The 13,082-nt window shown below is 72.3% G+C and carries 10 protein-coding genes; 5 read left to right on the forward strand and 5 right to left on the reverse strand.

From position 1 onward, the window contains the following. Window positions 1-45: 45 nt before the first annotated feature. From VZL07_RS19510 to VZL07_RS19530, 5 genes are read left to right on the forward strand one after another with little or no spacing between them, the layout of a single operon-like run. Window positions 46-2,232: a GumC family protein gene (locus tag VZL07_RS19510; protein ID WP_426757110.1), complete on the forward strand. Its 2,187-nt coding sequence runs from the start codon at window positions 46-48 to the stop codon at window positions 2,230-2,232. Beyond that, window positions 2,229-3,479 carry a glycosyltransferase gene (locus VZL07_RS19515; RefSeq protein ID WP_426757112.1) on the forward strand — a complete coding sequence of 417 codons (1,251 nt, stop codon included), beginning with the start codon at window positions 2,229-2,231 and terminating at the stop codon, window positions 3,477-3,479. The genes VZL07_RS19510 and VZL07_RS19515 overlap by 4 nt, the downstream gene beginning before the upstream one ends. Continuing rightward, a complete protein-coding gene (locus VZL07_RS19520) occupies window positions 3,476-4,615 on the forward strand; it encodes a glycosyltransferase (protein WP_426757114.1) in 1,140 nt (379 codons plus the stop codon). Before VZL07_RS19515 ends, VZL07_RS19520 begins: the two co-directional genes overlap by 4 nt. Further along, entirely contained in the window at window positions 4,612-6,087 is a 1,476-nt protein-coding gene (locus VZL07_RS19525; protein ID WP_426757115.1) for an O-antigen ligase family protein, read from the forward strand. Before VZL07_RS19520 ends, VZL07_RS19525 begins: the two co-directional genes overlap by 4 nt. Then, window positions 6,056-7,198 carry a glycosyltransferase family 4 protein gene (locus VZL07_RS19530; RefSeq protein WP_426757116.1) on the forward strand — a complete coding sequence of 381 codons (1,143 nt, stop codon included), beginning with the start codon at window positions 6,056-6,058 and terminating at the stop codon, window positions 7,196-7,198. Before VZL07_RS19525 ends, VZL07_RS19530 begins: the two co-directional genes overlap by 32 nt. On the opposite strand, the gene VZL07_RS19535 is transcribed toward VZL07_RS19530, so the two are convergent. From VZL07_RS19535 to VZL07_RS19555, 5 genes are all read right to left on the reverse strand, one after another. Beyond that, window positions 7,179-8,360, reverse strand: coding sequence for a glycosyltransferase family 4 protein (locus VZL07_RS19535; protein WP_426757117.1), 1,182 nt, complete (start codon window positions 8,358-8,360; stop codon window positions 7,179-7,181). The genes VZL07_RS19530 and VZL07_RS19535 overlap by 20 nt on opposite strands. A 113-nt stretch (window positions 8,361-8,473) precedes the next feature. Further along, complete coding sequence (locus tag VZL07_RS19540; RefSeq protein ID WP_426757118.1) at window positions 8,474-9,700, reverse strand: glycosyltransferase family 4 protein; 1,227 nt, start codon at window positions 9,698-9,700, stop codon at window positions 8,474-8,476. 188 nt (window positions 9,701-9,888) lie between these two features. Next, window positions 9,889-11,067, reverse strand: coding sequence for a glycosyltransferase family 4 protein (locus VZL07_RS19545; protein ID WP_426757120.1), 1,179 nt, complete (start codon window positions 11,065-11,067; stop codon window positions 9,889-9,891). Then, window positions 11,064-12,212 carry a glycosyltransferase gene (locus VZL07_RS19550; protein WP_426757121.1) on the reverse strand — a complete coding sequence of 383 codons (1,149 nt, stop codon included), beginning with the start codon at window positions 12,210-12,212 and terminating at the stop codon, window positions 11,064-11,066. The genes VZL07_RS19545 and VZL07_RS19550 overlap by 4 nt, the downstream gene beginning before the upstream one ends. Before the next feature lie 30 nt (window positions 12,213-12,242). Continuing rightward, window positions 12,243-12,911, reverse strand: coding sequence for a class I SAM-dependent methyltransferase (locus VZL07_RS19555; RefSeq protein ID WP_426757123.1), 669 nt, complete (start codon window positions 12,909-12,911; stop codon window positions 12,243-12,245). Between the last annotated feature and the right edge of the window lie 171 nt (window positions 12,912-13,082).

A 13,082-nucleotide genomic window follows, 5' to 3' on the forward strand; every position in this document is an offset into this window, starting at 1 on the left:
CGCCAGGCCTGAGGCGCCGCACCGGGAACGGCAGGGAGACGTCACGTGGATGGAACCGGTTTCGACCCGGCCAGTGGTGGCCTGACGCCCGCGGGCCTCATGCAGCACCTGCGCGCGGTGTGGCGCCGCAAATGGGTCGTCCTGGGGGTGTCGCTGGTGGTGGTGGCGCTCATGGCCGCCCACACGCTGCGCCAACCGAAGGTGTACTCCTCCAGCGCCTCGCTCATCATCGACGTGACGGCGCCTCGCTTCCTGGATGGGGAAGTGAAGGAGGTCATGGGCGAGGAGCGAAGCAACTACTGGTTCAACAAGGAGTACTACGCCACGCAGAGTCAAATCATCACCTCGCGCGCGGTGGCGGGGCGGGTGGTGGACAAGCTGGGCCTGTCCACGGACGCGGGCTTCCTGGGCGTGGCGAACGTGGCGGACGAGAAGGCGCGCCTGCAGGCGATGCAGGGCATGGACGCGGTGGCGCTGCTCCAGTCGCGCATCCGGGTGATTCCCGCGAAGGACTCGCGGGTGATGAACATCGCGGTGGATGACTTCGACGCCCAGCGCGCGGCGCTGCTGGCCAACGAGGTGGCCGCCGCGTACATGGCGGAGAACCTGGCCCTCAAGCTGCGGACGACGGAGGACGCGCGCGACTGGCTGGAGGGCCGGCTGGCCGAGCTGGAGGCCCAGTCGCGCTCCAGCGAGCTGGCCGTCTACGACTTCAAGAAGGACGCGGACATGCTGTCCACGTCGCTCGAGTCGCGGATGAGCATCGTCAGCGAGCGCATCAACAGCTTCAACCTGAAGCTGACCGAGGTGCGCATCCAGATTGCCGCCCAGCAGGCGCGCGTGGAGGCCATCCACCGGCTGCGCAAGGCGTCTCCGGAGGACGAGACGTGGGCGGAGGCCTTGTCGGGCGCCAGCGAGGGCCCCATCCAGGACCTGCGGCGCAGCTACACCGAGCTGCGCATGTCGTGCGCGGAGCTGGAGGAGCGCTACCTGCCCGAGCACCCGAAGCTCCTGGAGTGCCACCGCAAGCTGGCGGTGGTGCGCGAGGACTTCCTCAAGAGCCTGGCCAACGTCGTGCGCGGCGCGGAGACGGCGCTGGCGGAGGCGGTGGCGCAGGAGAAGAACCTGGTGCGCCTGCTGGAGGCGGAGAAGGCGGAGGCCTTCCTGGTGAACAAGAAGGCCATCGAGTTCGACCGGCTCAAGCGCGACTCGGACAACAACCAGCGCCTCTACGAGCTGGTGGCCAAGCGGCTGAAGGACATCGAGCTGTCGGGCATGCTGCGCACCAGCAACGTGCGCGTGCTGGACCCGGCGCGGCCCAACCTGGTGCCGGTGAAGCCGCACGTGCGCCGCAACCTGGCGGTGGGCCTGGTGATGGGGCTCCTGGCCGGCCTGGGCGTGGTGCTGCTGCTGGAGCTGCTGGAGAACAGCGTGGCCACGCAGGCGGACGTGGAGGAGCGGCTGGGGCTGGCCTTCCTGGGCCTCATGCCGCGGCTCGACGGGAGCAAGGCGCCACGCGACAGGGATTTGCACGTCCACCGCGAGCCCAAGTCGACGGCGGCGGAGTGCTGCCGCGCCATCCGCACCAACCTGCTGTTCATGTCGCCGGACAACCCCTTCAAGACGCTGGTGGTGACGTCCAGCGGCCCGCAGGAGGGCAAGTCCACCACCTGCGTCAGCCTGGGCGTGGCCATGGCCCAGAGCGGCAACCGGGTGTTGCTGCTGGACACGGACATGCGCCGGCCGCGCCTGCACCGCGCCTTCGGGGTGCCCAACGAGCTGGGCATCTCCTCGCTGGTGGTGGGGGAGGGCACGCTCGAGGCGGCGGTGAAGAGCACCGAGGTGCCCGGCCTCTTCGTGCTGCCGTGTGGCCCGCTGCCGCCCAACCCGGCGGAGCTGCTGCACACCCAGGCCTTCACGGACCTGCTCAAGGCCGCCTCCGAGCGCTTCGACCGCGTCATCCTGGACAGCCCGCCCATCAACGCGGTGGCGGACGCGGCGGTGCTGGCCACCAAGTGTGACGGCGTGGTGCTGGTGCTGAAGGCGGCCAAGACGAACCGCGAGTCGGCGCGGCGCGCGCTGCGCTCGCTGGCGGACGTGCAGGCGCGGATGTATGGCGCCATCCTCAATGACGTGGACCTCTCGGCGCCGCGGTATGGCGACTCGTACCTGGCCTACCAGGGCTATGGCCAGTACGGAGAGGAGCCCAAGGACGGGGTGGCCCAATCGTGAGCCTGCCGCTTGCGGGGGCGGGCCTGCGGGTGCTGCACCTGGGCAAGTTCTATCCCCCCGCGTCGGGCGGCATGGAGGCCCACGTGCGGACGCTGGCGCGCGCGCAGGCGGCGCTGGGCGCGCAGGTGGAGGTGCTGTGCGCCAACCACGCCGCGGAGGGCCAGGGCACCAGCCACGAGTTCCACGGCCGCAGCCCCACGCGTGAGGAATGGGACGGCCCGGTGCGGGTGACGCGCCTGGGCCGGCTGGCGTCGGTGGCGCGCATGGACGTGCTGCCGGACCTGCCTCGCATGCTATCGCGCGCGCTGGACCGGGGCGTGGACGTGCTGCACCTGCACACCCCCAACCCGACGCTGGTGCTGGCGCTGGACGTGGTGCGCCGGCTGCCGCCCCTCTTCATCACCCACCACAGCGACGTCATCCGGCAGAAGGTGGCCGGCGCGCTCTTCAAGCCGTTCGAGGCGCTGCTCTACGCGCGCGCCCGGCGGGTGCTGGCCACCAGCGAGGCCTATGTGCCGGGCTCGCCGCTGCTGCGTGCCTTCCGCGGCAAGGTGCGGGCGCTGCCGCTGGGGCTGGACCTGGCGCCCTACCTCCACCCCTCCGCCGCCGCGTGCGACGCGGAGGCGCGCTGGCGGGCGGAGGCCGCGGGGGGCCCGCTGTGGCTCATGGTGGGGCGGCTCGTCTACTACAAGGGGCTGTTCACCGCGCTGGAGGCCCTGGCCCGGGTGCCAGGCCGGCTGGTGGTGGTGGGGGAGGGGCCGCTGGAGGCCGAGGCCCGACGCCGGGCGCGTTCGCTGGGCGTGGAGGGGCGGGTGACGTGGGCGGGCTACCTGCCTCCGGACGCGCTGGTGGGCGCGCTCCGGGCGGCCACCGCGCTCTGGTTCTGCGGCAACGCGCGCAGCGAGGCCTATGGCCTGTCGCAGGTGGAGGCCATGGCCAGCGGACGGCCCGTGCTGAACACGGCGATTCCCCACTCGGGCGTCGCCTGGGTGAGCCTGCACGAGCAGACCGGCCTGACGGTGCCCGTCGGAGATGCGCCCGCCCTGGCGGCCGCGGCGCGGCGGCTGCTGGACGAGCCGGACCTGGCGCGGCGGCTGGGGCGCGCGGCCCGGGAGCGCGCGGTGGCCGAGTTCCGGCATGACGTCATGGCCTGGCGCAGCCTGGTGCTGTACGCGGAGGCGCTCGGCCGGCCCGCGCCCGCGGTGGCGTCCACGCTCCTCCCGAAGGCATTGGCGGAGACCGCATGAGCCACCCGATGCGCGTGCTGCATGTCTACAGCGGCAACCTCTACGGCGGTATCGAGGCCTTCCTCCACACCGTTGCGCGGACGCAGGGGCTTCACGCCGGAGTCCAGCACGAGTTCGCGCTCTGCTTCGAGGGCCGGTTGGCGCGGGAGTTGCGCGAGGCCGGGGCGGAGCTGCATTCGCTGGGCGCCACGCGGGTGGGCCGGCCCGGGTCCGTGTGGCGCGCTCGGAGCGCGCTGAGGGCGCTGCTGCGCGGCGGGGGCTACGGCGCGGTCATCTGCCACGCCATCTGGTCGCAGGCGCTGTTCGGTCCGGTGGTGCGCGCCCTGGGTGTGCCGCTCGTCTTCTACCAACACGACGCGCTGAACGGGCGGCACTGGCTGGAGCGGTGGGCGCGTGCCACGGAGCCGGACCTGGTCATCACCAACAGCCGCTACTCCGCGGGCACGCTGGCCCGCGTCTATCCCCACGCGCCCTGGACGCTGGCGTATTCTCCCGTCCTCGCACCGGCGCCGGAAGGCGCGCGGGACGAGATGCGCGCCCGGCTTCGCGCGGGGCTGGGGGCGCACGAGCAGGACGTCGTCATCGTCCAGACCAGCCGCATGGAGGCGTGGAAGGGGCAGCGACTGCTGCTGGAAGCACTCGGTCGGCTGCGTGAAGTGGCGGGCTGGCGGGCGTGGGTGGCGGGCGGGGCGCAGCGGCCGGAAGAGGAGGCCTACCTCGAGGGGCTGCGGGCGCAGGTTCACAGCCTTGGCCTGACCGAGCGGGTGCACTTCCTCGGGCAGCGCTCCGACGTGCCGTGCCTGCTGCGAGCCGCGGACATCCACTGCCAGCCCAACCTGGGCCCGGAGCCCTTCGGCATCGCCTTCGTGGAGGCCCTCCAGGCTGGCTTGCCTGTGGTAACCACGGCGATGGGGGGGCCGCTGGAAATCGTGGACGCCTCCTGCGGCATGCTCGTCCCGCCGGAGCCCGGGGCGCTGGCCGCGGCCCTGCGGCGCCTTATCGAGGACCCGGCACTGCGGAGCAGGCTGGGCCAGGGAGGGCCGGTGCGCGCGGCGGCGCTGAGTGATTCCCGTGCTTACCTTCGCGGCCTGGAGGAGGCGCTGCGCGCGCTCACCGGCGAGCGGGCGCGCGCATGAGGGGGCCACCGCCGCCTCGCGCGGAGCGGCCCCAGCTCCAGGGGCCTGGGGTGCTGCGGCGCCGATACGTCCGCCGCGCGCCTGGCTCGCCGCTGGAGGTAGGGCCCGCAGGCGTGGCCGTCCCGGCTCGAGGCATGGGTGCCGGGAGCAACCTCCTGGCATCCGGCAGGCTGGTGCCGCTCTTCGTGGGCCTGCTGCTGCTCTTGCAGCTCGCGCTGCTGGTGGAGGCCATCGCGCCGCTGCGGGTGGTGGTGCGCGTCCTCGCCTTTGGCATCAGCCTGCTCCTGCTCGTGCTGGTGCGGGGCCGGAGCCTGAAACACCCGGCACTGCCGTTTGTCCTGGGGGCGCTGGGAGTCACCGCGCTCCAGTTCTTCAACCCGGGCACTGGCACGCCGCTGGCGTCGGTGGCGCAATTGGGCATCCAACTGGCCATCGCCGCGCCGCTGCTCTGGGTGACGCGGCTGTCCATTGACCCTCGGACGTTCCACCGCACGCTCGCGCTGCTCTTCCTCTTCAACGCGGCAAGCGCGGGCGTGGGCGTGCTCCAGGTCTACTTCCCAGGGCGCTTCGAGCCGGCGCTTTCGTCGGCGGTGGCGAGCCACGGCCAGGGCTACGTGAGCAGCCTCCAGTTCGAGACGACGGACGGTGTGCGGGTGTTCCGGCCCATGGGCCTGACGGACACACCGGGCGGCGCGGCCACGGGGGGCTTCTACGCCGTGCTGCTGGGGGCCGGCTTCCTCCTGTCGTCCCGGCGGAGGCTGTTTCGCGTGCTGAGCATGGGCGGCATCCTGGTAGGGCTCTTCAGCCTCTACCTCTCCCAGGTGCGCGCCACCGCGGTCATGCTGGCGGTGTGCCTGGTGGCGCTGGCGGGCGTGCTCGTGCTGAGCGGGCGGCTGGGGCGGCTCGTGGCAATGCTGGCGGTGGTAGGGACCGCCGGCGTGGCGACCTTTGGCTGGGCCGTGGCGGTGGGGGGAGACGCGGTGCTGGCGCGGTGGTCGGCCCTCTTCGCGGCAAGTCCCGAGGAGGTGTACCACCGCAACCGGGGCTACTTCCTGACGGGCACCTTTGACAGGGTCCTGCCCGAGTATCCGCTGGGCGCGGGCCTGGGCCGCTACGGCATGGTGAATGCCTATTTCGGCGACCCCCGTGACGTGGAGCGCCCGTCGCTCTGGGCGGAGATCCAGTGGACCGCCTGGGTCTACGACGGGGGCATCCTGGTGCTGTTCCTGTATCCCATGGGCATTCTGGCCTCGCTGTGGTGGGCCTTCCAGGTCGCCCGCATCCGAGCCGGTCCGGAGGACGAGTTCTGGCTTTGGGGGGGCGTCCTCTTCGCCTACAACCTGGGCGCGCTGGCGTTCACCTTCAGCTACCCCTTCTTCATGAGCCAGACGGGGATGGAGTTCTGGCTGCTCAACGCGGCGCTCTTCAGCGCCTTGTCCCATGCGAAGACCCTACACGCTCATCGCCGGTGACTTCGTGGACACGGGTGGCATGGACCGGGCCAACCTGGCGCTGGCGCACTGGCTGGCGATGCAGGGAGGCCCCGTGCGTCTGGTGGCGCATCGGGTGGCGGACGTGCTGCTCGGCTACCCCAACGTGCGCTTCGTGCGCGTGCCCAAGCCGGGCAACGCCTACCTCCTGGGCGAGCCACTTCTGGATGCCGTGGGCCGCGCGTGGGCGCTGCGCACCCGCGCCGAGGGCGGCCGGGTGCTGGCCAATGGCGGCAACTGTCCGGTGTCCGGGGCCAACTGGGTCCACTACGTTCATGGGGCCTATGTGTCCCAGCCGGCGGGCGACGCCCTGCGCCGGCTCAAGGGCCGGGTGAGCCACCGCGTCTACCTTCGAGGCGAGCGCCAGGCGTTGCGGCGCGCGCGAGTCATCATCGCCAACTCGGCGCGCACGCGTGAGGACCTGGTGGCGGCCACCGGTGTGCCCGCGTCCCGGGTCCACGTCGTCTATTACGGTTGCGACGCGGAGCGCTTCCGGCCGGCGTCCGCCGAGGCGCGACGCAAGGCCCGGGAGGCGCTGGGCTGGCCCGAGGCGCGGCGCGTGGCGCTCTTCGTGGGGGCGCTCGGGGACAGGCGCAAGGGCTTCGACACGCTCTTCCAGGCATGGGCCCGGCTGTGCGCGCGCGGTGACTGGGGAATGGACCTCAAGGTGGTGGGCGTGGGGACGCAGCGCGAGGCGTGGGCGCGTGAGGCGACGGCGAGAGGGCTCGGGGAGCACATCCAGTTCCTCGGCTTCCGCAAGGACGTGCCGCTGCTGATGTCGGCGGCGGATCTGCTGGTGGCGCCCACGCGGTACGAGGCCTACGGGCTGGGCGTCCACGAAGCCCTGTGCGCGGGGCTGCCAGCGCTGGTGAGCCGCTCGGCCGGCGTCGCGGAGCGCTATCCAGCCGAACTGGACGGGCTGCTGCTCGATGACCCGGACGACGTGGACGGGCTGGTGCGGCGCCTGCAAGTCTGGCGCGAGCACGAGGCGGCATGGGCGCCGCGGGTAGCCGCGCTGTCAGCGTCGTTGCGGGCGCAGCGCTGGGAGGGGATGGCGTCCGCCATCGTGGACATCATGGAGCGGGAGGGTTGAGGTCTCCGTCCAGGCGTCTCCCGGCCAGCACTTCGTCGAAGAAGTCCAGGTGGGCCCGGGCCACCACGGGCCAGGCGAACCGCGTGACGGCGCGCTCGCGCCCGTGCGCGGCCAGCTCCCGCCGCCGTTCGGGGCTCTCCAGCAGGGTCGCGAGCGCGTCCGCCCAGGCGGACACCGAGGATTCCGGCAGCACCAGCCCTGCGCCTCCTATGGTGTGCGGCACCTCGCCGGAGTCGCTGCCGAGCACGGGCACGCCACACGCGAAGCCCTCCGCCAACATTCGGCCGAACTGCTCCTTCCATCGAGGCGTCGTCTGGCTCGGCGCGCACAGCACGTCCATGGCGTTGAGCACGCGAGGCACGCCCGCGTGCGGGACGCCGGTGAGGAGGCGCACCCGGTCCCCGTGCCGGGAGGCCCAACCACGCAGCGTGGACTCCTGGGGGCCACCGCCCACGAAGAGCGCGCGCCAGGGCGTGCCGAGCTGGTCCAGCGCCGCCATCAGCAGGCCAATGCCCTTCTCTGGCACGAAGCGCCCCAGGTATCCCACCACGGGTGGACCCGCATCCTGCCACCCGAGCTCGCGGCGCAGCGACGCACCGGCAGCCCGGTCCGGGCGGAACGACTCCACGTCAACGCCCATGGGGATGGTGCGTGCGGGCCGCTCCGCGTAGCCCGGGCGGGCGACGAGGTTGTCCCGCACGGTCTCCCCCCACGCCACCCAGCCGGAGGCTCGCTGGACGACGAGGCGCTCCATCTGGGCGAAGGGCGGCGGGTAGCGCTTGGGGAGGTTCTGCGCGCTGCAGAAGACGAGCGGCACGCCGCGGGGCGTGAGCAGCGCCACCTCCAGGCCGGCCATGACGTAGGGTTCCTCCCAGGCATGCACCAGGTCCGCGCCCCGCGCCAGGTGGCCCCGCAACGCCGGTGCGTAGACGAAGCCGTGGAGCGAGCGGCTGAAGAGGGCGCGCACGCTCTCGGTCCGTGCTGGCTCGTCCGGCTCGAGCTTCAGGGTGAGGGGGCTCAGGTCGCCGTGGAAGAAGCGGGGGGCGACGGCCGTGACGTCCCAGGTGCCCGCGCCCTCGCGCGCCAGCTCATTGGCGAGGCGCCGGTTGAGCCCGACGACATACGAGTGGGAGATGGTGATGAGTCGGCGCGCGCGCTTCAAGGGAGCAGGGCTCCATGGCCCGCGACAGGGCGCGGAGCGCGGCGAGCCGCCAGGAGAAGGGGACAGACGGGACGGGGCATGGCCTCGTGGACTCTACTTCAAGCGCGGGCGCGTCAGCCGCCGGGCACGAGCGAGCGGTACAGGGCCAGCAGTTCGCGCGCGTACCGTTCGCGCGAGAACCGCGATGCCGCTGTGCGCCGCGCGGCGGTGCCCAGCCGTTCACGAAGCGCCGCGTCTTCCAATAGCGTGCGCAGCGCGTCGACCAGCGCGTGAACGTCTCCTGGCTGTGTCATGAGGGCGTCCACGCCGTCGGTCAGCGCCTCCGCCGCGCCGCTCGCACGCGAGACGATGGCGGGCCGTCCGCAGGCGAGCGCCTCCGCGATGGTGAGGCCAAACGGCTCCCTGCGCGTGCTGGCATGGACGAAGACGTCCAAGGCCCGGTACACGGCGGCGGGATGCGACTGGAAGGGCACCAGCCCCACGCGGCCCGACAGCCCCCGGGCGGCGATGAGCTTGCGCAGCTCACCCTCCGAGAACTGCGAGCCGGGCGTCCGGTAAAGCGGTGCCCCCACGAGGAAGAAGCGCACGGGCAGGGTGGGGTGCAGCCGCGCCAGTGACGCCGCTGCCTCGATGAAGACGTCCTGCCCCTTCCAGCGGGCGTAGGTGGCCACCAGCCCCACGCGGAGCGTGCCTTCGGGGGCGACGGGCAGCTCTGCGAGCCGGTCCAGCCGCGTTCCTTCGGAGGGGCCTGGCGAGAAGTGCTTGGTGTCCACGCCGTTGTAGACGACATGCACGGGGACGCGGAACAGCACCTCTCTCGCGTCGTCCCCGACGGCCCGGGAGTTGGCGATGGCCGCGGACGCGAGCGGAGACAGGGCGCGCAGGGCGCGGCGCACCAGGGGCCGCTCGCCCAGGAAGTCGTGGATGTGCCACACCCGCTTCACCGGAAGGCCCGCGGTGGCCGCGCTGAGCAGGTGCGTCTTGATTCCGTTCGAGTGCACCAGGTCCGGGGCCAGCCCGGCCACATCGCGGCGTAGCGCGCGCCCATGGTCCGCGAGGAGCCCGGGCGCGGGTGCGAGGCGGCGGGCGAAGCGCAGTGCTTCCAGGGGACCTCGCCCACGCAGGGCGCTGTCGCCCAGCGAGGATAAGTGCTCCGGAAGAGGGAGCAGCCGCGCATCCACGCCCAGCGCGCGCGCCTCATCGAGCAATGGGCCCGCGGTCCCCGCCAGCAGGTGGAGCGACAGCGTGGCGTCCTGCTGCTTCAAACACGCCATCAAATCCAGCAGCGCACGCTCGGCGCCGCCCAGGATTCCCACTGGATTGAGGAAGAGGATGCGCACGGCGAGCGGACCGAATCAAACACGTCGTGCCGGGTCAAGGCATGCCGCCCGCTGATGGTTGGCAGCGGACGAGGCGCTCACCTGGGTGGCCAGGACGTCGCGTGCCCACGCCGGGCTCGCGGGGCTCGAGCCAGGTGTTCTCCCGATATGGGCAAAGCGCCGTGCTCCCCGCGCCGGGACGATGCGGCTCACGTCGTGCGTTCGTCCAGCAATCGGAGGTAGGCCTCCAGCACCGTATTCGTGTGTGACGCCCACGAGAAGCGAGCGGCACGGGCCAGCCGCTGCTCGCGGGAGGGGCGCTCGCCGTGCCCATCCAACAAGGAGGTCAGCGCCTCCACCCACACCGGGACATCGCCCACGGGGCAGTAGGTGCACGCGTCGGCTCCCACCTCTCGAAGCACGGGGAGAGCACTGGCCACCACGGGCGCGCCACAGGCGAGCGCCTCGATGACAGGGAGACCGAAACCTTCCGCCTCGCTCGTCACCAGTACGGCCGCCGCGCGCCGGTACAGGCCCGCCAGCGTGGACCGCTCCTGGCGTGGAGGCTGGAGCAGCGCATCGCCGATACCCAAGGACTCCACCTGCGCGCGCAGTCCTGTCGTCAGCACGCCGCCCAGCTGCACCAGCCGCAGCGCCGGGTGGCGGGCTCGCAGCGCGGCGAAGACGGCGAAGAGCACGTCCAGGCGCTTGCGCGGAATCGCGCTGCCGACGTGCAAGAGATAGGGCCGGCCACCCAGGGGCGCGAGCACGGCATCGCTCATATCGGCATGCTCTGGCCCTGGCTCTGGGCGGTACTCGGGGGACACGCCCAGGGGGGCCCAGACGAGCCGGGACTCGGGCACCACGCCGTGTGCCAGCAGCTCCGCCTTCACCGCCTGGGTGCTGTGGAACACGACGGCCGCGCGCTCCAGCCCCGTGAGCTGGGCGCGAGCCATGGCGCGGAACCATGCCGGGCGCGGCTCACGGTGGGGCTCCAGCACGGAGCGGAAGGCATCCAGGTCATGACAGTAGACGCCGGTGCGCGCCGCGGGCAGCGCATGGATGAGCTGCGCATAGGTATGGTCCACGATGTGGAAGACGTGGTGCAGGCCGCGCTCGAGCAGGGCCCGGCCCGGGTAGAGCCCGAAGCGGGTGATGAGACGGTCTGCGTTGAAGGCCGCGTGGTGCGCGCCCATGATTGGAAGCCGCCGCAGCACGGCGGGCATGGTCGGGCGGATGGCCGCCACGTGGACCCGGGAGGCATGCGCGGCCAGCCCTTCCAGGAGGGCGTCGCCCGCCAGGTCCATGCTGGGCCAGCCCTCCTCGCGCGGGTCCATCAGCAGCGCCAGCCGGAGCGTGCCGCGCGATGTCGCGCCATGTGTCCTCATGCGGGGCCGGGATGCAGCAGCGCCTCGACGGTGTGCTCGAGCGAGAAGCGCTCTCGGTAGACGCGGGCGGCGCGCTGGCCCAGCTCCCGCCGTGTGCCCGCGAGCGACAGCAGCGACTCCACGCGCTCCGCCAGGGCCGCGGGGGCCGTGCCCTCCGCCAGGGAGACCGCGTCGAGCTCTCGCCAGAGCGGCTCGGTGAGGTGCCCGCTGTTGGTGGCCACCGGGACGCCCAGCGCCAGCCCCGCCATGACGGTGGTGCGTCGCGTGCTCACCCCATCCGGATACGGTTGCAGGAGGACGTCACAGGTCGCCAGGTGCACCGCCAGGTCCTCCAGGGGCAGGGAGTCCCGGGCCTCCAGCCGGCCCCGAAGCGCGGGGTGCCGTGCCTCCAGTCCCGCGAGGAACGCGCGGCTGCCACGTCCCAGCAGCAGGGCGTGTCGCGACGCATCGCCCTGGAGCAGGGGAACGAGCGCGGCCTCCAGCGGCGCGGCGGTGAGGTGTCCGTAGGTGCCGAAGTGCCCCAGCCGGGGGCCGGTGCCGAGCCGGGTGCGCAGCGCCGCCACGGCGTCGGGGTCGACCTCGACGGGCAGGTTGCTGGGCACCGGAAGCCATCGCGTCCGCGGGCGCACGCTCGCCGGCAGGTGTTCGGCCCAGCGTGGGATGGAGAGGAAGACGCGGTCCGCGGCGCTCGCCACCAGGCGCACCATCAGCCGCGTGGTGCCGGCGAGGAGGTGGTGGCGCAAGGGGGCGCGGGGGCTCCACGGGTGCACCGCCTCGTGGATGTACACCCAGCGCGCGTCGCGCCGGCGCGTGGCGAACCAGGCACAGAAGGGGACGTTCATCGCCTTCAGGCCCAGGGCGTGGGGCACGTACTGGAGCAGCAACCTCCGGGGGCCCGGGCACGCATCCAGACCTCGCGACAGCGCGGGCAGCCCCGCGGGCGTCAGGAGGCCCGGCACGTGGTGGACGGTGACGCCATCTTCCTCGCGCACGTCCCTTTCACCGGGCGTCCAGACGTGGACCTCCTGCCCGGCGCGGGCGAGCGCGCGGCTCACCTGCCGCGTGTGGTCGCCGACGCCACCCAGGCGGGGCGGGTACTCACCCGTGAGGATGTGCCACGCGGGAGCGGTGGATAAGGGAGGCATGTCGCCACGACACCTTTCTTCCGCGCGGGCTCAGGACGCTCCCATGTCGCGGATGGCGAGGAGCTGGAAGGCGTGACGGGGAAAGCGCGTCGCGAAGGGCTCGGTGAGGATGGACAGGCGGCTGCCCAGACGGTGGGGACGGATGCGCGGAATCGCGTAGTCGCCGCGCAGGGGCTTCCAGCCGCTCATGCCGGTGACGTGGTAGCCGCGCAGCTCGAAGTCGTAGACCTCCCAGCCGGAGCGGTGCACCTGGTGGATGTTGCTGTCCCACTCGTCCTGAGGGAGGAAGCCGTTGGGCGTGAAGACGATGACGCGCTTGCGGGCCAGCGACTCCATCATCTCCAGCAGCCGGAAGCCGTCCTGCTTCTCGAAGTGCTCGATGACGTCCAGCGCGACGACGGCGTCGAAGCTCTTGGGGCCGAAGCGCTGGCCCACCTCCAGCAGATCCATGCAATGGTATTCGCGGTGGATGCCCGCGGCCCGGCTGCGCTCGATGCTGGTGGGGTGACCGTCCACCCCCACGGTGTGCGGCAGCAGGTGGGAGAAGCTGTGCAGCGGCGAACGCGAGCCACAGCCGATGTCCAGCACGCTGTCACACGTGCCGACCAGCGCCTCCTTCAGCGTGCGGTGGAACACCTCGTGCTCGCCCACGAGGACTTCGCGCTTCAGGAACTGGAGGACTCTTCCGCCGGAAAGCATGCGGCCGGACCGTAGCCCCGGGGATTCGGGCAGGGCAACTCCGGCGCGGCGTCCAGGCAGGCGAGCGCAGCATCCTCCCGTGCGGGCTACTCGCGTTGCTTGTGGGCCCGGAGCGCTGTCGCTAGCATTTCCGCTCCCGCGCGTGCCCGCGCGCTGGCCCCCATGACGCCC

Source organism: Pseudomyxococcus flavus, assembly GCF_050038885.1.
Taxonomy (GTDB): domain Bacteria; phylum Myxococcota; class Myxococcia; order Myxococcales; family Myxococcaceae; genus Myxococcus; species Myxococcus flavus.

Coding starts and splice junctions, on each gene's coding strand:
- VZL07_RS19520 (WP_426757114.1), top strand. CDS start 3,476: ATGAGCCACCCGATGCGCGTGCTGCATGTCTACAGCGGCAACCTCTAC.
- VZL07_RS19525 (WP_426757115.1), top strand. CDS start 4,612: ATGAGGGGGCCACCGCCGCCTCGCGCGGAGCGGCCCCAGCTCCAGGGG.
- VZL07_RS19530 (WP_426757116.1), top strand. CDS start 6,056: ATGCGAAGACCCTACACGCTCATCGCCGGTGACTTCGTGGACACGGGT.
- VZL07_RS19545 (WP_426757120.1), bottom strand. CDS start 11,067: ATGAGGACACATGGCGCGACATCGCGCGGCACGCTCCGGCTGGCGCTG.
- VZL07_RS19550 (WP_426757121.1), bottom strand. CDS start 12,212: ATGCCTCCCTTATCCACCGCTCCCGCGTGGCACATCCTCACGGGTGAG.
- VZL07_RS19555 (WP_426757123.1), bottom strand. CDS start 12,911: ATGCTTTCCGGCGGAAGAGTCCTCCAGTTCCTGAAGCGCGAAGTCCTC.